Raw genomic sequence first — 23,923 nt, forward strand, 5'->3', positions numbered from 1 at the left:
TTTGACAGAGGCGCCCAAAACCATCTATTACTGACGCAAATACTGCAATAGCCAAATCGAATACTGCCATTGTAAGGTTTGGCTCGTTTTTTGACTAATTTTGTGTGTCTGCTCCAGGGCAGGCGAGAGTTAAAGTTGAATACAATAAAAATTAAATATTATGGCATTAGAGATAACAGATGCAACTTTTGAAGAAACAGTATTAAAGAGCGATAAGCCAGTGATGGTTGATTTTTGGGCGGCATGGTGCGGTCCTTGCAGAATGGTTGGTCCAATCATTGACGAAATCAGCAACGAATATGAAGGAAAAGCTGTAGTTGGTAAGGTGGATGTTGATGCAAATCAGGAGTTCGCGGCCAAATACGGTGTGAGAAATATACCTACGGTACTAGTATTTCAGAACGGTGAAGTTGTAGGTCGCCAAGTAGGTGTTGCACCTAAAAATGCATACGCTGAAGCGATTGATGCGCTTTTATAAGCGAACTATCTAAAAGATATGATAAAAGGTTTGTCCAAGCGGCAAACCTTTTTTAGTTTGTACAAGAATTAATAGGAGTTAGCTAAATACTTTCGATAATGCGGAAAAAGCTTACTGAAATATAGCGGATGGATTTACAACAGGAATTAAATAAAGCATCAGGATTTAAAAACCTGGAACTCTTGGCCAAACAAGTGGTTGAAGGTTTTATTGCGGGAATGCACAAGAGTCCGTTTCATGGGTTTTCGGCAGAATTTGCGGAGCATAAAATTTACAATCAGGGCGAAAGCACCAAGCATATCGATTGGAAACTCTATGCCAAAACCGATAGGCTCTACACTAAACGTTACGATGAGGAAACCAACTTGCGTTTTCATTTAATTGTTGACAATAGTAGCTCTATGCATTATCCGGCACTAAAAAACTTTTCAATTTCTAACTTAAATAAAATCGGGTTTTCCGCCTTGGCCTCGGCGTCTTTGATGCATATTTTAAAGAAACAGCGCGATGCTGTGGGTCTTAGTGTTTACAGTGACAAATACGATTATTATTCGCCCGAAAAAGGCAGTGAACGTCACCACAGAATGCTCCTGCATCAATTGGAACAAACGGTATTGTCTCAACCCGAAAGCAAAATCACGAATACCTATACCTATTTACATCAAATTGCAGAAAAGATTCATCGGCGGTCTTTGATTTTTGTTTTTACCGATATGTTTCAGACTGAAGAAGCTGACGAAAAGTTATTTGAAGCCCTAAGACATTTAAAGCACAATAAGCATGAAGTGGTTTTATTTCATGTTATTGATAAGTCCAAAGAACTCCAATTTGATTTTGATAACCGCCCAAAACGTTTCGTCGATGTGGAAACAGGTGAGGTCATTGATTTGTATCCAGACAACATTAAAGATAATTACGAAAAAGCGGTGGGCATCTATTTTAAAAACCTAAGATTAAAGTGTGGGCAATACCGGATTAAGTACGTAGAGGCGGACATTAACGCAGGTTTTAACCCTATTTTGACGACCTATATGATAGAGCGCCAAAAATTTGTGTAAATGCCTTCAATTTTACTGAAAATTATTTGTCATATTAAAAATGGAATGTATATTTGCCCTCGCAATTAAGCAACGGTCTGGTAGTTCAGTTGGTTAGAATGTCGCCCTGTCACGGCGAAGGTCGCGGGTTCGAGTCCCGTCCAGACCGCAAAAATTGCAAAAGCTCTGAGAAATTAGGGCTTTTTTTAGCAATTATAATGATGTTGTGTTGTGCTGACCAAAGCGTCAGCATGTAGAGATTCCCAAGCAATTGGGGATATCAATGAAAGGCTTTCCTTTTTTCTCCTAGTGAGGAAATTGGGATGCTTTTTTGTTTTTGGGCTTATTGGAAAATAAACAGTCTAAAACAAATCAATTAGTGTTGAAAGACCAGACTTGGCCCGCAGTGGAAGAACTTGGGCTGTCTTTAGCAATAACTCTCCAATAGTAAGTAGAACCTCCATCTAGATCTATCGAGAAGTTGTTACTTATTCGTGCTTCCGCGATTAATTCTTCGGGCGGATTAGTTGTACTTAAAAAAATATCGTAAGAAAGCTGATCCGCATCAGGATCGTTGCAGTCCCATTCTAATAGAACTCCTATTTGAGAGATTGTAGAATTTGGGCTAGGAGAAACTAAATCTGGCGCGTAGGGCAAGTAATTACTTATAGATTCACCTTCCGTGTAGAACTCAAAAATATTGGAATAAGCACTTTGATTGGAAAAATTATCCACTGCCTGAACTCTCCAAAAATATCTTTGACCTTTTTCAAAAGCTATATTAAAGGACGTGGAAGTGGTCGATTGAATATGTGAAAATGTAGTAAAGTCTTCATTTTCAGAAACCTCTAATCTGTAAGTAATAGTATCTCTTTCAGGGTCATTTGACACAGTCCATTCCAGACTTAAATTATTGTCAATGCAAAATAAATTGTTTGTTGGAAAAATTAAATTTGGCACTGAAGGGCTCAAATTTTCTGTTTCTTCAGTATCCGAATCACTTTTGGAGCAACTAAACAGGGTTCCTAAAAGGAATAGAATAAAAATTTTATTGTTCATATTTAGATTTTTATGACTTTGATAAAAAGGCTATTTGGTTTTTCGAAACGAATGTAATAGACGCCATTTGAAAATGTTGAAAGGTCAATTTTTGCTTTGCCTTCAATGGCCTGTGGGCTAACATTTTTCAATAAGCGCATTTTGGCATCATAGATATTAATTTTGGTTTCATTATAACTGTAATCTAAATCTATGAATAATAGTCCCGAGGTAGGATTTGGGTAGCCTTTTAATTGTTCGGGACATGTTGCACAATAGATCAATTCGCCTTCACAGTCCTTTGAAGAGGAGACCCTAATATTATCATTAGGATTATGCGGTATAATCAAATTGTTTAGATTGGTTGTAGTTATCAATTGATTATTCTTATAAACCTTATACGGTTTGGAGCCTTGGTCAATCACTAATGTGAGTAATCCTGAACTAGTGGCGAATCTCCCCGTGAGGCTCTCGGAAGACTCGATATTAAGGTTGAAGTGTTGGTCGTAATTCTCGTCATTAATTGAAATTTTTAAAGTATAAGTGCCTGGGCTAAGATTTTCTATTTCTAATGTTTCAGTGAAGTTATAGACTTGATTATTTACTTGCGCTTGGTAATTTAGATTATGGATTGCATCAATCTTGATTTTTCCATTATTCTCTCCTGGACATGTTTCAGACAGAGTTTCGACTCTGAAGTTATTGTCGGGTAATTCAAAACAACCATATTCATTCACGTAATCTACTAAAACTGAATTTTGGCAAAGATCAACATTGTCAAAAACCCCGTCCGAATCGCTATCAATTTGGTTCAATGCACAGCCTTGTTCATTGACGTCTAGACCAGTTTCTGTAAAAGGGCATTGATCTACATTATCGACAACCCCGTCTGAATCACTGTCAATTTGGCTTGTACTGCAACCTTGATTATTAACATCTTCCCCATTAGGTGTATTTTGACATTGGTCTATTGAATTCCCTATACCATCACCATCATCATCATTTGGCCCGTTATATAAGTAATGACTTAGAAATCCTCTGGTCCAACTAAATTGTTGAAAGGTATATATCTGATTTCCAAATGTCCCCGAAATAATAAACTTATTGGTTGAACTTAAGTTACCTGTAAATAAGTCTCCTTCAATCACTAGTTTATCCACTAGAACCCCATCTTTGTTGAAAACATGGAAAGTCGAATCAAAGTGTCTATATAAAAAGATGTAATCATTTATCAAGAATATCTTTGAGCCATAAAATGCTGAGGGGCCTCCAGTCTCGTAGATCAGATTTTCATTATAAATTTCTATGTGGCCTCCATCAATGTTATCATCGTCAATTATCACAAATACGGATCCGTCATCCAAAATTTTTGTAGTTTCAATTATGTTACTAACTGGTATCGAAGAATAGCTGCCAGATAAGGACACCTTATGTAACTTTTCATGGAGCTGACCGCTTCTGGACCCGAAGCTTATGGTTCCTGACAGGTTGGGTTCTGATATGGTTCTTAGATCGATTTCTTCATTCCCAAAAGCCATATTCATAACTATCGATTGATGTAAATCCATATTTCTGTAAATAGAAAGAATAGTCGGCTGGTCATCTCCTAGTTCTCTTTGTCCGGTGTAGGTGTAAATGTAAAAATCATCGTTAGTATCATTAAATGACGAAATTGCCTCTTGACTTTCAAAACTCTTTTGGCTTAAAAGAGTTCCATTCTCTGAACTATAGGTATAGGTTTTAAAATCATTTTCATTGGTGGAGCTGTTATATTCATTGGCAAATAACACAACATTATTATTGTGGTCTACATGAAGTTCATAACTATTTTCACTTGTTGTTTGAAAAATAACTTCTCCAAAACTCGATATTTTTATTAGTTCATAGGTGATTTGATTTGTGACAGGATCAAAAACTAAAGTATTTATATATAGGTTATTATCACTATCGACAGCTTCATTTATCCCATCTATAAATTCGTTATCTAAAGGTATGCTCCAAATAGAGTTAAGAGATTCGTCAAGTCTTTCTATTCGTCTTGTTTCTGGGGCCCTAGACCCTCCAATAGAAGTGTTGTCGGGTCCTAGCTTTTCTTCTAGTAAAACGTAGTGTTTGTCTTCATTATCAATTAAAGTATTTATCCGATTAACTTTTGAAGTTCCTATACCACCGAAGCTGTAACTGCCAACTTGCGAATTTGAATTAAATTTATTCAAAACGACATCCATTTGTGTGAAATAATCAGAATCTGGATACATCTTGTCTAGTGATGTTTCTGAGGTTACTATTTCGTTTAAGGATGTTTTGGAAACATCATTGATATTATTGGCAGAAAGTATGGCTGATTCATTTAAAAGTGATAAGGATTGATCGTATAATCTGATTTTATTCTCTTGCGTAAAGGCAAGAATAGAGTTGTCTTTTTCAACCTTAACTGAACCAGCTTGGGTATCTGAATCAACATGGCTGGACAGTACATATCCATCGACATCATAAACGTTTAAAGTTAAATTCAATGAACTAGTAGATTCTGCTGAGCTGTTTGATAGTATGTTTAGTTCGTCTCCCGAATTTAAAAAGCTGGATAAATAATATGATGAAATTGAATCGCCTGAACTTAGATTATATGCCATGATTCCATTGGCATTAATCTTTGAATAGTAAATCTCATTAAGTTCTGGTAGGTTATATTCCTGCCAAACCAAATAGCTTTCGTGATTGCTGTTTGTTAAAAAATTAAAATGTTCAAAGTTGGATGTGTTGAAGTTACTAGGGAATTCACTTTGATCGTTCAGTTGGTAAACCAAGTCGCTACTTGAGTCTAAAATTCTATAAAAAGTATTAAATTCTAAAAAGTTTTCATCAATTGGCTCTGTGTAAAAAAGCACATATTTTCCATTTATAAAGTTTTCTTTAAAGAGTTGGGTGTTCAGTTCTATTGAATATTGGTCGACAATTGAGCCATCGACACTTATCGTTATAAAATGAATTGGGGAAGAATTTGACTCATAGCTCACAGGAAAGTAAATTGCATTTAAGGTACCATTTTCGCTAACATAAACATTGAAATATTTATAGTCAAAAACATCATATTCTAATTCGCTTGTAATATTAATAGTCCATAACATGTCTCCATCAGAGCTATACTTTTTAATTACTGCGTCTCCATTAGTATTTGAAACATTATGACTACTTCTGAAAGAAATGTAAATGTTATTATTTAAATCTGTTTGAAGAGAAAGGGGTATGTCATAAGATAAATCAGTGTCTTCAGAAAATGATCTTTGCCATTGTAAGTTTAAATCATTGTCGAACTTACTTAACACTATATCTGTGAAACTAGAGTCTTTCTCGGTTGTTCCAACTGCTATTATATTGTCAAATTCGTCTGCTATACTAAAATAGGAGATATCTCTATTTGTATGATTATTTGAGCCAAACGACAACTGAGATTCTGGTGAAAAAAACTCTTGAGCAGGGAGTAAAAAACTGATACTGATAAAAGCTATTGATAAATACTTCATTTTCTTCCTATATAGAAGCTAAATATAGCTTTTTTAAATTCATTGTTTCGTTTTATAAATAGTGTTCATTATATTATGTGTATTTTTTTTAGGCTAAATAAACGGCCAAACAGTTTTAAGTTTTATTTTACTATAACTAAATTATGACCGCTTAATCCCGAAGCATCGGGAGCGAAAAAGCTCTGAGAAATTAGGGCTTTTTTTAGCACTTATAATGATGTTGTGTTGTGCTGACAATACTGTCAGCATGTAGAGGTTCCCAAGCAATTGGGGATGTCAATGAAAGGCTTTCCTTTTTTCTCCTTGCGAGGAAATTGGGATGCTTTTTTGTTTTTAGGGAGATTTAATAGCTATTTTTTCATGTTAAACGGACTACAAGTATGTTTTTTAACGATAAAAACAATCATTTTATCGACTAAAGTTTTGTATCTCACTTATTTTCAGATATATTTGATGCTCTTCAATAAGCCCCAAATACTTATTTTAGAAAAATTTTAATCCATTTTACTGTTGGGCACAAAAGTGTCCAAGAAGCTACCCTCGCTTTTCTTAGTACAATTTTAGGCTAAGCCTAGAACAATGGTTTTTTGCTATTGTTCAAGTTTTAAACATGAACCTTAAAATTGATTAATATATGAAAGCGTTAAAAATTACTTTATTACTTGTAGCCGTATTGGTATTGACTGTATCAGTTGTAAAATCTAATGAACCAGCGGTTGCTGAAAAGCAGGAAATTCAAAAGACACATAAATCTTATGATTTGTTGGCGCACTGTAAAAAGAAATTAAAGGCTCCTAATCAAGGATAAAATCTATAAACTTCAAAATATATATGCCCGCAAATTGCGGGCTTTTTCGGTTTGAGAAATCTAATAATGTAATTGCCAAATTAGGTTATCTTTGAGGAACAAGATGATTTTCTATGTTAAACCGTTTTGGTGTATTACTTCTAACCTTTATAACTGGCTGTGTCTATAGCCAAGATAGTGGTCAACTGTCCCGCATTATTGAGTTGAGAAACTTATCATCCGATGAAGCCTATGATCAGTCTGAGCGCATAAAATATGCAAAAGAAGCTTCTTTACTATCAGAACAAATAAATATAGATTCTACGTTACTGATTAGTAATAGAAATTTAGCTTTACTTTATAAAAATTTTGAATTAATTGATGATTGGGTAAGTGTTAATAAATCCAATCTTTTATTAGCAAAAAAAATTAATGATTCTTTAGCACTAGGTGCAATTCACTATAATTTAGGATTAAATAATCATTTTTATCAGTATGAATATGATAGTGCATACTATCATTATTTAAATTCAATAAAGTTCTACGATGCGCTTTCTGCAAAAAAAAACTTAATTGCTTCTATGCATCTTTTCATGGCAAGCATGCAACATGATGAAAAAGATTACATCGGTGCCGAGGAGAATGCTATCACAGCCTTAAGATTATTTGAGTCATTTGAAAAAACAGAATCTAACCTAGATAATATCTGGAGTTTATTTAATCTTCTAGGTATAATTTCCCTAGACTTAGAAAGATACGATGAAGCTTTAGAATACCATGAACAGGCTATTAACATTGCTAATCGTATGGATGATGGTGGCTATAATGAAACTATTTCCATAAATAATCAAGCGAGTGTTTACAGGGAGCTTTTTATATACGATAAAGCCATTGAGCTATACAATGAACTAATTGAATTGCGTGAGGAATATGAACCTTACGACCCAACATTCTATCCATTAATCATCGACAACCTAGCTTACACCAAAGTATTGGCAGGCGAAACAGATGACAATAATATTCAAAGTTTATTTTACGAGGCCTACAGAATTAGCGATAGCCTCAATGACCCAACAACCAAGCTGGCCATATCTATAGATTTATCAAAATATTATCAAAATCGAAAAATTCAAGATTCCTCGTTAAAGTTCGCCCTTCAATCCAACAAAATAGCGAAAGAGATTTCAGATAACGACTTGTTGTTAGAGAGTATGCTGGTACTTTCAGATTTATATGAAGGCGAAAAAGGGAAAACCTATTTGAGAGAACACATTGCCTTAAAAGATAGTCTTCAAACTATAGAGCGCAACAAAGTCAATAAGTTTGCTCGTATAGAACTGGAAACTGATAAGCTTGAAGCCGAAAACGAGCAAATTAATAAAGAGCGCCGTTACCTCTTCCTCTTGTCCATTGGGTTGTTGCTCACAGGGATTTTGGTCTATGTCATCATTACCCAACGGGCCAAAAACAAGGAACTACGATTAATGCAAGACCAGCAAAAAGCCAATGAAGAAATTTATAATTTAATGCTCGGCCAACAAGATAAAGTAGATGAAGCTCGCGCACAGGAAAAAATACGGGTTTCCAAAGAATTACACGATGGTATTTTAGGGCGACTCTTCGGAACGCGACTTAGTCTAGACAGCCTTAATTTTGTGGATGGCAAGGACGCCATAAAATCTCGCACTGGTTATATAGACCAACTCAAAGGCATTGAAGAAGACATTCGGAAGATTTCTCACGAGTTGAATACCGATTTTGTTTCAGGTTCTGGGTTTATGGATATTGTTTCTGAATTAATCGATACCCAAAGCCAAGCCTACGGTCTTCAGTCGAGTTTTAACTATACTGACGATATTAGTTGGGAAATAATGTCTAATAAATCAAAAATCAATATCTACCGTATTATACAGGAATCCATGCAAAACATCTATAAACATGCTGATGCTCAGCGTATAGATATTAGCATTTCTCTCAAAAAAGACGTAATTTGTTTGGAGATTGTTGACGACGGCAAAGGCTTTGATACCAGTAGAGGCAAACGCGGTATCGGCCTAAAAAACATGACCTCTAGGGCAACCGAGATTAACGGAAACTTAGATGTCATTTCATCACCGGGCAATGGCGCTACGGTTGACGTAAAAATCCCCTACAATCTATAACATGAAACACCTAAACATTTTAATGGTCGATGACCACCCCATAATTTTGGAGGGCTATCAAAACGTACTGATGGCCACCAAAGAGGATGACCAAACCCTACTTTTTGATACGGCAAACAATTGCGACATGGCGTCGATTATGATTAATCGTTCTGCCGAAGGAACACATTACGATGTCTGTTTTTTCGATATCAGTTTGCCTGCCTCTCAAGATGGCAAATATGCAAGTGGCGAAGATTTGGCAATGTTGGCTAAAAAGAAGTTGCCTCATGCTAAAATCATTATTCTCACGATGTTTAATGAAACCTTCAGGATTCATAATATCATTAAGGAAATTAATCCAGATGGTTTTCTTATAAAAAGTGATTTAACGTCTATGGAACTGGCTGATGCGTTTCAACATATCTTAAAGTCGCCACCATACTATAGTAGCACGGTCAACAACTATGTAAAGAAGACCATTACTAGCGAGATTTATGTGGATGATATCAACCGTAAGATTCTTCATTTACTATCCCAAGGCATAAAAACACGAAGCCTTCTGGAATATATTCCGCTATCCATGAGTGCCATTGAAAAACGAAAGAAGCAACTAAAGTTATTATTTTCGGTTGAAGACGGTAAGGACGAAACCCTGCTTTATGAAGCTAAGGAAAAAGGATTCTTATAAAACTTCAATTTTTTTACACGTTTTTTTCGGTTGGAAAGCCCTATCAATTATACAAACTACGGTTTTTCCACATCAAGTCTACGGAGAATCCGTAATCCAAATCCAGAAGTCAAGCGTATATTTATCAAGTCAACAAGAATTAATTAATCCCTCTTAAGTAATTGTTGAATTAATAGCAAGAAAAAGCCTAGTAGCGCGTCGACCGATGATGAACTGCTGGGTTTTTTCGTTTACCACCAGGGACCAGTATGTTGCGAGACCTTCACAATATAGAATCCGAAGAAAATAATTGCGACAATAAACTTTAAAAAGGTTGAGGTGACAAAACCTAGGAACGAGCCAAAGGCCGCTTTCGTAGCACGATTCATATCGCTATTATGCATTAACTCTCCAATTAAAGCACCAATAAAAGGCCCGATGACTATTCCGAATGGGATAGGAGAAAACAACCCTACGATTAGTCCAACCGTTGTGCCAATCATACCAGAACGACTCCCACCAAAACGCTTAGTGCCTAAGGCCGGAATGATATAGTCCAATAACCAAATAAATAGGGCGACACCCAAAAGCGAAAACAAAAGTGTATTGCTAATGTCTATGCCGTTTGAAAAATATAGCGCCAAAAACCCAAACCAGCTGGTCAATGGTCCTTGCAGTACAGGAAGAAAACTTCCCAAAATCCCTAGGACCATAAAAAGTAGGGCAAGGCTAACTAAAAATATATCCATAGAATAGGTATTCGATAATTTGACGCCTGAATCATATTTTTGTTACATTTAAACTAAAAAATTAGTTAAAACTAAATAATTAGTTATATTTGTATTCAGATTGAATCAAAAATTAGTAAAAATGGCATCCATAAAACAACTTACCAAGGCAGAAGAGGAAATCATGCAATCCTTATGGCAATTGAAAAAAGCCACAGTAAAGGAAGTGATTGAAACCCTGCCAGAACCAAAACCGGCATACAATACGGTATCCACTATTGTAAGGATTTTAGAATCTAAAGGTTTTGTGGATTACGAAAAGCAAGGCAAAGGCCACCACTATTTTCCCGTTGTTGCCAAAGAATCTTACAGCAACCAATCCCTAAATACTTTGGTGGATAATTACTTTCAGGGTTCGTTTAAAAGTATGGTATCATTCTTTGTAAAGAAAAATGATGTGGATGTCAACGACATCGAAGCACTACTTAAAGAAATCAATAAAAACGACGACTGATGCTCTATTATATTTTACAAACCATTGCCATTCAGCTCGTTTTTCTACTGATTTACGACCTGTTTTTAAGAAAAGAAACCTTCTTTAATCATAACCGTGCATACCTGCTTATCACAAGCGTATTGTCATTGGTATTGCCGTTGATTAAAATTCCCGTTTTAAAGGAATCCATAACCAAGGACGTTGTCATTCGCCTGCCCGAGGTTATCGTAGGAGAGCTTGCACCTTCTACTATAGATACTGCTGTTGCTTTACAAGCTGGCATTGTCTTAGAACAACCGCAAACCCCATGGTGGCAGATAGTATTTTATGCTGGACTGGCCATAGCAACGTTGATATTTACGGTTAAACTGATGCGTCTTTTTTGGTTAAAATCGAAGAATCCCAAACAGTGGAAAGGCAATATCCTTATTGTGAAACTACTCAACAGCACACTGGCTTTTTCCTTTTTCAACAACATCTTTATTGGCGATAAAATTGAAGCCACCGAACGCGATTCTATCATGACGCACGAGATGGTCCACGTCAACCAAAAACATACATTCGACTTGCTCTTTTTTGAAGGTCTAAAAATCATTTTTTGGTTTAATCCTTTGGTGTACATGTACCAAAACCGAATTAAAACCTTGCATGAATTTATCGCAGACGCCATTGCAGTAAAGGAAGAAGGAAAAAAACAATACTATCAAAATTTATTGAATCAAGTATTTGAAACTCAAAACCTGAGTTTTACCAATACCTTTTTCAATTCATCATTACTAAAAAAACGAATAGCTATGTTACAGAAAGCACAATCCAAACAGCACAGACTTGCCAAATATGCCTTATTAATCCCTATGGTTTTTGGGATGTTGATTTACACCTCGGCAGATGTCAGAGCTCAGGAAAAAGAACAGGAAACGATTACGGAGACTATTGTTGTTCCAAGTAATTATCAAAATGAAAAAGAATTAGTACGTCATTATTATGAAAAATTCAAGGCGCTTTCTGATGAAGGTGAAATGGAAGAGGTATTCGAGATTTCTAAATGGGATAAACAGAAATTTACGATGTCACTAGATGAATTTGCCAGACTAAAGGCATTTGTAGAAGTTGTGCACAATGACAGAGTGAGGCAAAAAATAAAGAAAGGAACAGCAACCGAATCTGAAATTGAACGACTAGAGAGGTTTCAAAATGAAAACGCCACGTATGCTGATTATTTGGAAAATGCAAAATCCGAAAAATATATCAAGTATTGGGAATCAAGAGTTGAAAACGGAGTTCAGAAATTATTCGTTAAAGACCTTTCCAACAAAACGGTAGAAGAGCAGAAAAAATTCGATGAGAAAATGGCTCTAATTGAAAGGGATGATTTTTGGCACTCACTTTACATTACTGACGGAAATTCATCACAGCTAATTGAGGTAGATAAAAAAGCTGAAAGTAATAATGTTGTAGATGTTGTAGACGATGTCGTTATAGAAGAAGTAGAAGAGTCTATCGAGGTTCCTTTCGGAGTCATTGAAGAGCCTCCAATATTTGAAACGTGTTCTGAATTATCCACAAATGATGAAAAGCGACAATGTACGTCTCAAGGGATTGCCAAATTCGTTAATAAGAATTTCAATACAGAATTAGCAACAGAACTAGGGCTTTCGGGTCGACAACGCATCTCAGTATTTTTCAAAGTGGATAAGGAAGGAAACATCACATCCATAGGCGCAAGAGCACCGCATCCTGCTTTAGAAACGGAGGCCAAGCGTGTTATTGCTTCATTGCCAAAAATGATTCCAGGAAAGCAACGTGGAAAAGCTGTGACTGTACCGTATTCCTTGCCTATTCTTTTTCAAGTTGCAGGCGATAGTCCATCTGAAGAAAAGTCTGCCAGCGGTCCAGAATTTGAACAATTGAAAAAAGACCTCTACAAAGATATGGGCTTATCGGATGCTATACCGTTTTCAGAGGTTGAGGTTATTCCCACTTATGAAGTATGCAAAGATTTGGCTTCAAAAGATGAAAGGAAAAAATGTACAAGTAATGAGGTCGCAAAATTTGTCAATAAAAATTTCAACTTGGATTTACCTCAAAAATTGGGTGTCACAGGGCGTCAGAATATTCAAGTATTATTTAAAATTTCTAAAAGAGGAGAGGTCTTTTCTGTAAAATCTAGGGCAAGTCATCCTAAATTAGAAGCGGAGGCAGAAAGAGTTGTATCATCATTACCTAGATTTATTCCAGGACGGCAAGATGGAAAACCTGTTGATGTATCTTATGCTTTACCAATTACTTTTCAAGTACATAACTAAAAATTCATAAATGGTAAAATACTTAAGCCTATTTTTAATGGTCACACTAAGTTATGCCGGAGCCCAGTCTTCGGCATTGACTGTTGCAGATAATTTGTTTGCAGAAGGCAAGTACAGTCAGGCGATAGATGCCTACAAAACCTTTGACGGTGACAAAACTGTCGATTATAACATCGCAAAAGCCTATGTGGCTTTGGGAAATTATGACAAGGCCTTGGAGCACTATAAAAAAGCGGTGGAGAACGAACCTGAAAATGCACTCTATAAGTACGATTACGCCAAGCGTTTAATGAATTCCAAAAAGTACGAGGAAGCTTCAGAATTATTCAGTGAACTCATCAATACCGATTACCGAAACCCAAATTATCATTACCAAAAAGGCTTAGTACTAGAAAAACTGAATGATTCCACCGCGCAAAACAGATTCTATTCGGCTTATGAATTAGACCCAACCCACCAAAAAGCTATTTACAAGTTAGCACGGTTTCATTTGGTTAAACGAAATCATGAAGCCTCGCATCGTTATATTGATAAAGGCTTGGAAAGCTACCCGAACAATCTAGAATTAATTAGTCTCAAAGCCCAGAATTTTTACCACCAGCAATACTATACCAATGCCATTCCTTGGTTTGAACGCTTGATAGAAAATGGCGAACGCTCCGAGATGATTCATGAGTTATTGAGTGTCTGCTATTCTGAAAATTCAGATTACGAGCCTGCTATTGAACAGCGAAAATTGGCCTTGGCCTACAATCCCCGAAACTCAGCTTCACTATATGTCATTGGCTCTTGGTACCAGCGTTTGGGTGATTTTGCCAATGCGGAAAAATACATGTCGCAAGCCATTGCGCTTCAAGATGTGCCACTTAACGAAGAGTATAGAAATCTAGGTACGGTTTACAATCGCCAGAAGAAATATAAAGAAGCGATAAAAGCCTTTCAGACCGCATTAAAAGAAGACCCAAGTGATGTCTTTACAGAACTATTTTTGCTCAGGACAAAAGACGAATATTATGAAGACATCGATACTAAAATCAGTTTGTACGAGGCCTTCATTAAGAAACATAACGAACATCGTTTATCCGATTTTGCCAAATACCGTTTAACCGAATTAAAAGAAGAAAAGTTCAACAAGAAAGACTAACATTTAAAAAAATTGTACTTTTCAGTTTCATAACCCAACCTATGAAACGGCTGATTGGTCTCCTTCTTCTTGTGCTCCTTGCGTCTTGTCAATATTTCGACAATAAAAAGGTCTATTCAGAAGATTTACTCCAAGAAGAATTGCAAACTATTGATTGGAATGCTGTTGACGAATACCCAAGTTTTTCGAGTTGTGATGGGGTTTCGGGGCAGGATGCACGCCGAAATTGTTTTCAGAATACCTTATTGAATCATGTCAATACTTATTTAGCCGAGCAGGATTTATTAGCTTACGATGATGTGTCGGATACTATTTCTATGAAACTTTCCATTGACAAAATGGGCGCATTGTCTATACTAAATTTGAAAGTGAAAGAAAGCACTTCGGCATCCATACCAAAACTTGACAGTCTGTTGCGCCAAAGTATCGTAGAATTGCCAAAAGTTTATCCAGCAATCAAGCGTGGTCAGCAAGTGCGCACGGAGTTTGTATTGCCGATTATTATTCAGATTGATTAAAACCGAATCGCCAGTTTCTGCATCAATCTTAAGACCTCCACATACAGCCAAATCAAGGTCGCTAAAAGCCCCCAAGTGGCGAGCCATTCTTTTTGTTTTGGCGCACGACCTTTGTAACGTTCTATATAATCAAAATCCAAAAGAAGCGAAAAAGAAGCGACGATAGACGCAAGCACATTAAACCCAATGGCAAACCAAGACGTTGCCCAGATGTAACTCTTAATTCCGAAAAAACTTAGAATCCAAGAAATTAGATAGACCACCATAATGCTCACAACCGAAGTAATGATAACACTTCTCAAACGTTTGGTCACAACGATAATTCTAGTTTGATACAAAATCAGCATTACAAAAAAGGTAACAATCGTCACGCCAATAGCTTGATAAGGCAACTCCTGAAAATGATTATGGGCATAAGCCGAAAAGCCACCTAAAAAACAACCCTTAGCGATGACGTAAAGCGGAACAAGCAAAGGTGCCCAATGATGACGTACCGAAATAAAAATACTGATAACAATAGCGCCGAGCATACCGCCAAGGGTAAACCAACGCACGGATTGTCCGGTTTCGCTGAGTTTCCAGATGTAAGCGACGATGCCCGAAATGACCAAAATACTGATGAAGGATTTGATAAAAATGCCAAAGACAGACATTTTCCGTGAACCCGAATTGTTATCCTCCCAAAAATAATCGCTAAAAACCGGATTTGAAGATTTTAATGAGCGTAAAGACATTTACAGATTGAATTTATAACCCAGTGCAATATCCGTTGGAAAATTACCCTGATTCTCTTGAAAGATGGCAAACAATTCGCCAAAAATCAAGGTCAAATAACTATGGTCAGACACTTTAATGTCGGTTCCCAGTCCAAAAATTAAGGGTAGGTTGAATTCCGTTTCGTTGACTTCTTCAACTGTAACCATTTGACCATTTAAGACTGGCAATTCTTCAGATATAAAATTAAGCGTGGCGAACTTTGTTTGCACGTAAATATTGAAACGTTCTTGATTTATTATCCGAAAGCGATAGCCAAGGGAAAATTCGGTAGCGCTATAGTTGAAGTCATCAGATGAAAAACTATGTCTCCCTTGTAAAAACCCTGAATGTCTTGGCGTATCCGTGTCTCCATACAGTTCCAATTCCACACCAAACATTGGGGAAAGTATATTGTCTGGATTGGTGACAAAAGGATTATTGGTAACGCCACCTGAAAATCCGAATCTAAAGTTTACAGGATAATCCCGATTTCCATCCTCGGTTTCAATCGCTTTTTTATAATTGTAAAATCCGACAAAATTATTCAGGCTTGCACGTGTAAATTTCACCTTTTCTAAGGTCACATCAGAGTCATTGGTCAACTCTGCAAGGGTAGAAATATATTGGGCCTGTCCATTAGCGCCGATAGCTTGTTTTAGCTCTATGAAATCGCCTTCATCTTTCTTAACGAAAAAGCGTTTTGAGCCATCGGTGGTGGTCATGAACAAATCGAGTCGGCCTTTAGACAGGGATTTTAATTCTAATCGTTCTCCATTAATATCGTAGGTGTCCTGTGCCTCGGTCACTTGAAAAAGCGTCAGGCAAATCAAGAGAATTATAAACTTTTTCATAGTGTTGAGGTTTGGGTTTAAGGTAAATCTAGCAAAAATATCACAAATCGTTTAAGATGAAAAGGTTCTGTCCTTCCAACGGAACGTCCCAAACAGTGAGGCAATGACCACGTAAAGGTTGAAAAACGGATAGAGCAGACTAGCAAACACAAATGATAACAAGGCACCTTCCTGCTCAAAAAAGCGAGCGGATTTAAAGACCAAAAGCAAGTCAACACTACATTTAATCAGAACAATCATACCCGCCGAAGACGCTGGAATTATATTAAAAAGAACCAATGGAATCAAGGCAATCAGCAATACATTCATGAGTGTAACGATAACACCACTGAGTTTGGAAAGCCCATTTTTTGAAGCGCCCATTTTGGACACCCAGCGTTTCCGTTGGTCCATTAAGTCCCCAATTGAATTTTCAACCAAAGTCGTCACAATGGCTTTGTCAGACTTTAGAAAATGCGATTGTTTTGGAAAGGATGTTTTAAATTTTTCCAACAAGAACATATCATCGCCACTCGCGCTATTGGTATTCCCTTCAAATCCATTTACCTCTTTAAAGGCCGATAACTTATAGGCAAAATTAGCGCCGTTGCACAACATGGGTTTTTGAAGTCCAAAACTTGAAAGTGTCACGGCCTGAAGGCTCAAAGCATCCAGAATCTGAAAGCGCGTCAAAAAACTAGACAAGCCCGTAAATTTTACGGGACCAGATACTGAAACACAATCATTAGTTTGAATGTATTGGTCAAAAGTATCTAACCAATATGGAGGGACAGCGCAATCGGCATCGGTGGTCAATATCCAATCGTATTTGGCCAAATGGATTGCCGTTGTTATGGCATCCTTTTTTGGAGACTTCGTCGAAATAATTCGGTCATTAATTTGAATAATATTTTTCAGGTTTTTACCCGATTTCGAATTGAGGAATTCATTAATAACGCCAATTGAATCATCTTCAGACATGTCATTAACGAGGATAATTTCGAATAGCGCTTTCGGATATTTCAAATTTGAAAATGACCGCAACAACGTAGGAAGGTTCTTCGCTTCGTTTCTAAACGGGACAACGATGGTGAAGGCGGTTTGAGGTTCAATTTCACTGAGTAAGAAATCCTTTTGCCTGTTGAACCCTCTTAAAAAATAAAGCATCAAAAACAGATATGCCAGGCAAATAAGTAAAGCGGTTAACAACATTAAGTGTCTTGTTTTGGAAGTTTAAAATTGAGGACAAAATAGCTCCCAAACAAACCTGGAAGCACAAAATTGAGCAAATACATCAGTGTCATTGCCGATAAAACCAGCCACGAGGATATATCAAAAAAAGATAAAATATAAATCGCTGAGCCCGATTTAATCACGACATCAAAAATCGCTAGTGTTGGAACAATAGAAGCTAAAAAATACAAACTGGTAATGGCGATAAACCCTTCGAAAGGCGTCAATGAAGCACCAAAAAGCATTAAGATAAAATACAATTGAAACGAAAAACAGAAATAACGTAATGCCGAAAGCCCTAATGTTTTTAGGTGAAGCGTAAATGGCATCTCATGCTTTATGTAATTCAAGATTCGGGATAAGGAAAAGCCTTTAATTCGAAATTTGTTTTGGCGTAGTCCAAATACAGAAAGCGCACCAACTGTGGCCAAAATAACTACGCCCCGAAGCAGTTTGTAACTAGAGATATCGATATTAAATTTTAGAATCATATAGATGAATCCAATCAAACCTAATACAGTCGTTGCCGTCATTTGCGCCATGTGACCGAGAAGATTCAGGAGCGCAATTCGCTTTCGTATTGAAGCATTAAAATAAGCCAGCTTAGCACCATAATCGCCCAATCTATTTGGTGTGATGAACGAGGCTGTTAATCCGGCTAAGGATTGCTGTGCCGATTTTTGCCATGATATTGGCGTTTCAAACGAAACCAAGGCTTTCCATTTATAGATTTCCAAGGACCAATTTAAAAGGGATAATCCCAATAGAATCAGTAGATTTTCAAAATTTAAGATGCCATTTTGGATAATAGTTTTCAGGAAATCGGAAAAATATAAATCGGACTGCGCCGTTAATTTGGTAACGATGAAGTAGCCGGCGCCAACAACGATACTCAATTTAATAAGTAGCGTAAAGAATTGTTTAGTTTTGTAGGGCAGGCCATAGTGCATAGCGCAAATTAAACCAAAAAATAGATGAATAACCTCAAAACCAACCTCCTTTGTGTCTTCCTTGGCTGTTTCGCCATAGGTCTATCGCAACGGGTAACCACAAATACTTGGAAAGCCCAAATCGCTTTAGGTATCAATTCACCATCTCAAAATGGGTTTGTAGAAGGCGCCACCGCCAACTCCATCAATCTTCCGACCGTTAATCTCGGTGTTCAACATATGTTCAATACCAAGATGGGCGCAAAATTGGATTACGGATTTAATCGAATGTCTAATGAGGAGAATTCGCCTGAATTCAAAATAAATTATTCCCGTATAAACGTCCAATTTGTGTACGACCCTTCTTCTGTGTTTTACTTTTTGCCAAGTGAAATCCGAACCGTTTTTCATACAGGACCGGGGTATAGCTTTGCCACGCCCCTAAACAATTTAGACCGAAACAAGCAATCCTACCTTAATTGGCTGGCCGGATTGGAAATTCATTACGCACTCAGTGAAAAAGTTTCTGTTTATTTGGACTATTCGTACATCCACGGTTTTACAGATTTAGAAAATTACGACCCGGCACTATCTGGTTTGGGCGCTTTTAATGGCAGTGTAAATAACCTTACCTTTGGGGTGTCCATTTCGTTGAGTGGATGCCAATTTTGTGATTAATGTCGAAAGAAAAAATCATTTTAGGGATTGACCCAGGAACCACTATCATGGGTTTTGGGCTAATTAAAGTCGTCGGAAAACAAATGCAGTTTATGCAATTGAACGAACTTCAACTTAAAAAGTACGATGACCATTACCTAAAGCTCAAGCTTATTTTTGAACGTACCGTAGAACTCATCGACACCCATCATCCGGACGAAATTGCGATTGAGGCCCCTTTCTTCGGAAAAAATGTTCAAAGTATGTTGAAGTTAGGGAGGGCACAAGGCGTGGCGATGGCGGCGGGCTTGTCTAGAGAGGTGCCGATTACTGAATATTCCCCCAAGAAAATAAAAATGGCCATCACCGGAAACGGAAATGCTACCAAAGAACAGGTTGCTAAAATGCTTCAAAGTTTATTGAGTTTAAAGGAACTTCCCAAGAACTTAGATTCCACGGACGGACTGGCGGCGGCGGTTTGTCACTTCTATAATCAAGGACGCATAGACATTGGTAAAAGTTATACAGGATGGTCAGCTTTTGTGAAGCAAAATAGTAGTCCTCAAACGTCCAAAGCAGGTAAAAGCAACTCGCCAATCATCGATTTACGGAATAAAAAGAGATAAATAGTTGTCCAACAGTGATAGGCATATCCGTCCGAGTAAAAGTTCCTCCCTCTCGGGGAGGCTAGGAGGGGCTTTAGGTATCTACATTCACATCCCTTTTTGCAAGCAGGCTTGTCACTATTGTGACTTTCACTTTTCTACCTCATTAAAAAAGCGAGACCAAATGGTCTTGGCACTTGCAAAAGAAATAGAATTACGCAAAAACGAATTCAAAAATGCCACGGTAGAAACCATCTATTTTGGAGGAGGCACACCATCGGTATTGACGATTGACGAATTACAATTTTTGATTGATACGGTTTTTAAAAATTTCAGGGTTTCAAACGACCCAGAGATAACACTAGAAGCAAACCCTGATGACTTGGTGCAAAATCTGAATACATCTTCTCTGTCCCCTCGAACGGTTCCGAATCTTCGGGAGAGAGGTCTGACGGATAGTATTTTTTCAAATTATAAAAGCATAGGCATCAACCGTCTTTCTATCGGCGTCCAATCCTTTTTTGAAGACGATTTAAAATTGATGAATCGCGCCCATAACGCCGACGAAGCAAAAGCTTGCTTAACAGAAGCTATCCGTTATTTTGATAATATTTCACTTGATTTAATCTATGGCATTCCAAATTCAGGAAATGACAAATGGCTTCAAAATATAGAAACGGCCTTGAGTTTTGGCGTGCCTCATATTTCGAGCTACGCACTAACTGTAGAGCCGAAAACGGCATTAAAATCGTTTATAAAAAAAGGTCTGATTGCTGATGTGGACGAAGCACAAGCTGAGGAACAATTTTTCATACTAAAGGAGAAATTGGAAGATGAAGGTTTCATGCATTACGAGCTGTCGAACTTCGGAAAGGAAGGCTTTTTTAGTAAAAATAATTCGAGCTATTGGCAAGGCAAATCCTATATCGGCATCGGGCCATCTGCGCATTCTTTCAATGGAAAGGAACGCAGTTGGAATGTGCGAAACAATTCAAAATACATTGCTTCCATAGAACGAGGCAGTCTTCCAGCGGAACAAGAAACGTTGAGTACTACAGACCGTTATAACGAATATGTGATGACGGGGTTAAGAACCATTTGGGGCGTTTCACTTGAGCGTATCGAAAAGCGCTTCGGGAAAATTTACAGAGCCTATATCTTGCAACAAGCCGAGCCTTTCATTCAACAGCAATTATTGTATCTTGATGGCGATAAGCTATTCGTCTCTAAAAAAGGACAGTTTTTGAGTGATGGAATAGCTTCAGAACTTTTTAAACTGAATTTATCTTGATTGCAACCATAGAATACGGCTCCAGAAAACTAAAGATTGATTTGTCACAACCCTTGGATATTTCTATCCCAATACGAGATGGCGCAAAGAACGTTAATGCGTGGTACATTGGGCCACCGAAAATTCAACCCGAAGTTTTTGATGGGGAAACGGTCAGTGTTTCTGAAGGCGCTTCCGTAAATTTCAATACCATTACCTTCAACCCGCATTCGCACGGTACGCATACCGAAACTTTGGGGCATATTACGGAGAAGGTATATTCCATAAACAAGCAATTGAAACAGTTTTTCTTTCTGGCGGAAGTCATTACAGTAGCGCCAGAAAATTATATGAAGGATGAGGTTATTTCAGCGAAGCAGTTACGATTTGCTATCGGCAATAAACAACGCGATGCTATTGTCATCCGTACCATTCCTAACATGAAGGACAAAAAGACTAAGCAATACTCCAACACCAACTGGCCATATTTAAAGCAAGATGCTATTGAGTATTTGGTCAAAAAAGGGGTGAAGCATTTATTGATTGACCAGCCTTCGGTAGACCGTGAGCGCGATGGAGGAGAACTACGAGGACATAATGCCTTTTGGAATACAGAAGGTAAAGCGCGCAAGGACGCTACGATTACAGAATTTATTTACGTACCCAACAACGTGCAGGATGGCTGTTATTTTTTAAACCTTCAAATTGCACCTTTTGAAAACGACGCCACGCCGAGTAAACCGATTTTATATAAAGTTTTAGAGCAATAATTTGGAAGCATTTTTTATCATAATCATAAGTATACTGGTCACTTTGGGTATCGTTACCCTTGTGAGACAGTGGCGTCAAAAACAAAAAGTGAATGAGCAGTCGGTCATTCTGCTAGACAAGATTAAACGCGTCTGTAAGTTCATTACGGTGGAAGGCGACTTTGCCGAAATTTACCATTATGAAGACGTCAAGGAAAAATTTCTAAAACTCATTGCCAGCCGAAAAAAAGCCTTAGTCGTTATTAATGCGAAAGCGCATGTGGGATTCGACTTAAGCAAATTAAGTTTAGAAACCGATACCCGAACGAAACGTGTGGTTTTAACCAAATTCCCTCAGCCAGAAGTCCTTTCGATTGAATCCAACATCAATTATTACGATAAAAAGGACGGCATGTTCAATCGGTTTGAAGCGTCGGACTTAACCGAATTGCATAATCGTGCTAAACAGCATATTGCGAGTAAAATCCCAGAAAGTGGTTTGTACAGCGTAGCACGGACTGAAGCTTTGGAAGCCATAAAAATCATTGAAACTTTGGTGGAAACCATTGGTTGGCGTTTGGATTATTCAGCCTTGAAATTAGATAGTGAGGAACAAAAACTTTTGGAGTAAGTCTCTCTGCCATTCCTAATTTTTCATTCCTGTCCCGACGCTTCGGGAGCAGGAATCCCATGAAAGGGAAGATTAATACCATTTGTAAAAGACTTAAATGACACTAAAAATTAACTATAAGAAAAAGCAATTAAAACAATTTCTTTATTTGGGGTTGGTGTGGCTTCTACTTGGGGTTATTCAAGTATGGTTAATGTTTGACCAGTGGTGGTTAAGTTTGGGTTGGTTAATCTTGGGTTTGATTTACGTGTATATATACGCTCAAAGAAAATCTAATGGTTATATGACTATTTCCAATTCCGAAATAAAACAAAATTGGTGGTTCGGAAAGCGAATTCCTACTTCAGACATCGCAGAAATTAAATATTTTGCTGGGGATTATGTCGTTCTATCGGAAAACAAAACCATCAGGATTAATAAAGAGTATTTGAATGAAGAGTCGCTTGAAAGATTGAAAGAGCGATTGGAAGATTTGAAAGAGAAATTGAATATATAATTTGCTGTAGACAACATGAACGGGAATCTGTCTTACATAGAAAAATTAAAAACTGAAATTGATAGTTTAGGCATTATCATCGATGAAATGTTGGACAATTCTTCTATTTACTATCATGACTTAAATGCAAATAGTAATAGTTTAATTTTAGGAGCAAGTAAATATCATTGGGATAAAAAAGATGAAAAAAATCAAATTAGACTTAGACAAGAATACAATTCTTTTTATTCAAATTTTGAACTTTTACTACACAAAGCAACCCCGAAAATTTTAAAAACAATTAAAGACGCAAACGGTAGGATTATAAACTTAATTGAACAAAAAAGAGCGCCTTCATCTATTGAATCAGGTAAAAACTCATTTAGAACACAGACCAATGTCTTTAAAGAATTTTTAGAGTTATTAAATAAAGAAGATAACCGGATAATAATATTACCAGACACAAATTCTTTGATTCAATATCCTAACCCAATTGAATATAACAAAGTTACCAATACTGATAAATTTGATTTGGTCATTCTACCTACAGTTTTATCTGAACTTGATAAGCTAAAAATATCACATAGAAATGAAGACTTTCGGAAAAAAGTAAAATCAGTTATAAAAAGACTTAAAGGTTACAGGAAACAAGGGAATGTTTTGCAAGGTGTTAAAGTGAATAAAACTATAACTGTAAGAATGATTGCAACTGAACCAAACTTTGACAGAACCCTGAATTGGCTTGACCCTAACAATAATGACGACAGAATTATAGCAAATGCTCTTGAATTACAAGTTAATAAACCGTCAGATAATGTAATATTTGTGTCAGCAGATATAAATTTTCAAAACAAAGCTGAATTGGCAAATTTAACAATATATGACACTGATGAATTGGAATAGATATAGTCAGTACTTATT

At 37.0% G+C, this 23,923-nt stretch carries 23 protein-coding genes and 1 tRNA gene; 17 read left to right on the forward strand and 7 right to left on the reverse strand.

Annotated elements, in window-relative coordinates; all coding sequences use genetic code 11:
• Positions 1 to 160 precede the first annotated feature (160 nt).
• The 3 genes from trxA (at position 161) to ACFOSX_RS05115 (ending at position 1,684) form a co-directional block, all read left to right on the forward strand.
• Positions 161 to 478, forward strand: coding sequence for a thioredoxin (trxA, locus tag ACFOSX_RS05105; RefSeq protein WP_386097669.1), 318 nt, complete (start codon positions 161 to 163; stop codon positions 476 to 478).
• Positions 479 to 606: 128 nt separating this feature from the next.
• Positions 607 to 1,536 carry a DUF58 domain-containing protein gene (locus ACFOSX_RS05110; RefSeq protein WP_386097671.1) on the forward strand — a complete coding sequence of 310 codons (930 nt, stop codon included), beginning with the start codon at positions 607 to 609 and terminating at the stop codon, positions 1,534 to 1,536.
• Between the two features lie 74 nt (positions 1,537 to 1,610).
• Positions 1,611 to 1,684 (forward strand) — tRNA-Asp (locus tag ACFOSX_RS05115).
• Between the two features lie 203 nt (positions 1,685 to 1,887).
• Here ACFOSX_RS05115 and ACFOSX_RS05120 read toward each other — a convergent pair.
• Both ACFOSX_RS05120 and ACFOSX_RS05125 read right to left on the reverse strand, forming a co-directional pair.
• Complete coding sequence (locus ACFOSX_RS05120) at positions 1,888 to 2,574, reverse strand: glycoside hydrolase family 78 protein (protein WP_386097673.1); 687 nt, start codon at positions 2,572 to 2,574, stop codon at positions 1,888 to 1,890.
• Positions 2,575 to 2,576: 2 nt separating this feature from the next.
• Positions 2,577 to 6,077 carry a T9SS type A sorting domain-containing protein gene (locus ACFOSX_RS05125; RefSeq protein ID WP_386097675.1) on the reverse strand — a complete coding sequence of 1,167 codons (3,501 nt, stop codon included), beginning with the start codon at positions 6,075 to 6,077 and terminating at the stop codon, positions 2,577 to 2,579.
• Positions 6,078 to 6,711: 634 nt separating this feature from the next.
• Between ACFOSX_RS05125 and ACFOSX_RS05130 the strand changes: the two genes are divergently transcribed.
• The 3 genes from ACFOSX_RS05130 (at position 6,712) to ACFOSX_RS05140 (ending at position 9,696) form a co-directional block, all read left to right on the forward strand.
• Positions 6,712 to 6,885, forward strand: coding sequence for a hypothetical protein (locus ACFOSX_RS05130; protein WP_386097677.1), 174 nt, complete (start codon positions 6,712 to 6,714; stop codon positions 6,883 to 6,885).
• Between the two features lie 113 nt (positions 6,886 to 6,998).
• Entirely contained in the window at positions 6,999 to 9,026 is a 2,028-nt protein-coding gene (locus ACFOSX_RS05135) for an ATP-binding protein (protein ID WP_386097679.1), read from the forward strand.
• Position 9,027: 1 nt separating this feature from the next.
• On the forward strand, positions 9,028 to 9,696 hold the full coding sequence (locus tag ACFOSX_RS05140) for a response regulator (RefSeq protein ID WP_386097681.1): 669 nt from the start codon (positions 9,028 to 9,030) through the stop codon (positions 9,694 to 9,696).
• A 230-nt stretch (positions 9,697 to 9,926) separates the two neighbouring features.
• Here the strand turns inward: ACFOSX_RS05140 and ACFOSX_RS05145 are convergent, their stop codons facing one another.
• On the reverse strand, positions 9,927 to 10,424 hold the full coding sequence (locus ACFOSX_RS05145) for a DUF456 domain-containing protein (RefSeq protein ID WP_386097683.1): 498 nt from the start codon (positions 10,422 to 10,424) through the stop codon (positions 9,927 to 9,929).
• 130 nt (positions 10,425 to 10,554) lie between these two features.
• Between ACFOSX_RS05145 and ACFOSX_RS05150 the strand changes: the two genes are divergently transcribed.
• From ACFOSX_RS05150 to ACFOSX_RS05165, 4 genes are read left to right on the forward strand one after another with little or no spacing between them, the layout of a single operon-like run.
• On the forward strand, positions 10,555 to 10,917 hold the full coding sequence (locus ACFOSX_RS05150) for a BlaI/MecI/CopY family transcriptional regulator (RefSeq protein WP_386100229.1): 363 nt from the start codon (positions 10,555 to 10,557) through the stop codon (positions 10,915 to 10,917).
• Positions 10,917 to 13,205, forward strand: a complete 2,289-nt coding sequence (locus ACFOSX_RS05155) for an energy transducer TonB (RefSeq protein WP_386097685.1) — start codon at positions 10,917 to 10,919, stop codon at positions 13,203 to 13,205. Before ACFOSX_RS05150 ends, ACFOSX_RS05155 begins: the two co-directional genes overlap by 1 nt.
• Before the next feature lie 37 nt (positions 13,206 to 13,242).
• Positions 13,243 to 14,349: a tetratricopeptide repeat protein gene (locus ACFOSX_RS05160; protein WP_386097687.1), complete on the forward strand. Its 1,107-nt coding sequence runs from the start codon at positions 13,243 to 13,245 to the stop codon at positions 14,347 to 14,349.
• A gap of 41 nt (positions 14,350 to 14,390) precedes the next feature.
• On the forward strand, positions 14,391 to 14,867 hold the full coding sequence (locus tag ACFOSX_RS05165) for a hypothetical protein (protein ID WP_386097689.1): 477 nt from the start codon (positions 14,391 to 14,393) through the stop codon (positions 14,865 to 14,867).
• Here the strand turns inward: ACFOSX_RS05165 and ACFOSX_RS05170 are convergent.
• Genes ACFOSX_RS05170 through ACFOSX_RS05185 form a run of 4 tightly spaced genes read right to left on the reverse strand, consistent with a single transcriptional unit; the run spans position 14,864 to position 18,636 of the window.
• Positions 14,864 to 15,601, reverse strand: coding sequence for a Bax inhibitor-1/YccA family protein (locus ACFOSX_RS05170; protein WP_386097691.1), 738 nt, complete (start codon positions 15,599 to 15,601; stop codon positions 14,864 to 14,866). The genes ACFOSX_RS05165 and ACFOSX_RS05170 overlap by 4 nt on opposite strands.
• Positions 15,602 to 16,474, reverse strand: coding sequence for a hypothetical protein (locus ACFOSX_RS05175; RefSeq protein WP_386097693.1), 873 nt, complete (start codon positions 16,472 to 16,474; stop codon positions 15,602 to 15,604).
• 51 nt (positions 16,475 to 16,525) lie between these two features.
• Positions 16,526 to 17,620 (reverse strand): glycosyltransferase, encoded by a 1,095-nt coding sequence (locus ACFOSX_RS05180; protein WP_386097695.1) that lies wholly within the window; start codon positions 17,618 to 17,620, stop codon positions 16,526 to 16,528.
• A 44-nt stretch (positions 17,621 to 17,664) separates the two neighbouring features.
• Entirely contained in the window at positions 17,665 to 18,636 is a 972-nt protein-coding gene (locus ACFOSX_RS05185) for a hypothetical protein (RefSeq protein WP_386097697.1), read from the reverse strand.
• A 24-nt stretch (positions 18,637 to 18,660) separates the two neighbouring features.
• Between ACFOSX_RS05185 and ACFOSX_RS05190 the strand changes: the two genes are divergently transcribed.
• The 7 genes from ACFOSX_RS05190 (at position 18,661) to ACFOSX_RS05220 (ending at position 23,905) form a co-directional block, all read left to right on the forward strand.
• Complete coding sequence (locus tag ACFOSX_RS05190; RefSeq protein WP_386097699.1) at positions 18,661 to 19,293, forward strand: outer membrane beta-barrel protein; 633 nt, start codon at positions 18,661 to 18,663, stop codon at positions 19,291 to 19,293.
• Positions 19,293 to 19,898: a crossover junction endodeoxyribonuclease RuvC gene (gene ruvC, locus ACFOSX_RS05195; protein ID WP_386097701.1), complete on the forward strand. Its 606-nt coding sequence runs from the start codon at positions 19,293 to 19,295 to the stop codon at positions 19,896 to 19,898. Before ACFOSX_RS05190 ends, ruvC begins: the two co-directional genes overlap by 1 nt.
• Before the next feature lie 25 nt (positions 19,899 to 19,923).
• Positions 19,924 to 21,168, forward strand: coding sequence for a coproporphyrinogen-III oxidase family protein (locus ACFOSX_RS05200; protein WP_386100232.1), 1,245 nt, complete (start codon positions 19,924 to 19,926; stop codon positions 21,166 to 21,168).
• Entirely contained in the window at positions 21,165 to 21,917 is a 753-nt protein-coding gene (locus ACFOSX_RS05205; protein WP_386097703.1) for a cyclase family protein, read from the forward strand. Before ACFOSX_RS05200 ends, ACFOSX_RS05205 begins: the two co-directional genes overlap by 4 nt.
• 1 nt (position 21,918) lies before the next feature.
• Positions 21,919 to 22,527: a DUF4230 domain-containing protein gene (locus ACFOSX_RS05210; protein ID WP_386097705.1), complete on the forward strand. Its 609-nt coding sequence runs from the start codon at positions 21,919 to 21,921 to the stop codon at positions 22,525 to 22,527.
• Between the two features lie 97 nt (positions 22,528 to 22,624).
• A complete protein-coding gene (locus tag ACFOSX_RS05215; RefSeq protein ID WP_386097707.1) occupies positions 22,625 to 23,023 on the forward strand; it encodes a hypothetical protein in 399 nt (132 codons plus the stop codon).
• A 15-nt stretch (positions 23,024 to 23,038) separates the two neighbouring features.
• Complete coding sequence (locus tag ACFOSX_RS05220) at positions 23,039 to 23,905, forward strand: PIN domain-containing protein (protein ID WP_386097709.1); 867 nt, start codon at positions 23,039 to 23,041, stop codon at positions 23,903 to 23,905.
• Positions 23,906 to 23,923: the final 18 nt, after the last annotated feature.

The organism is Winogradskyella maritima, from assembly GCF_042650215.1.
In the GTDB taxonomy this organism is placed as follows: domain Bacteria; phylum Bacteroidota; class Bacteroidia; order Flavobacteriales; family Flavobacteriaceae; genus Winogradskyella; species Winogradskyella maritima.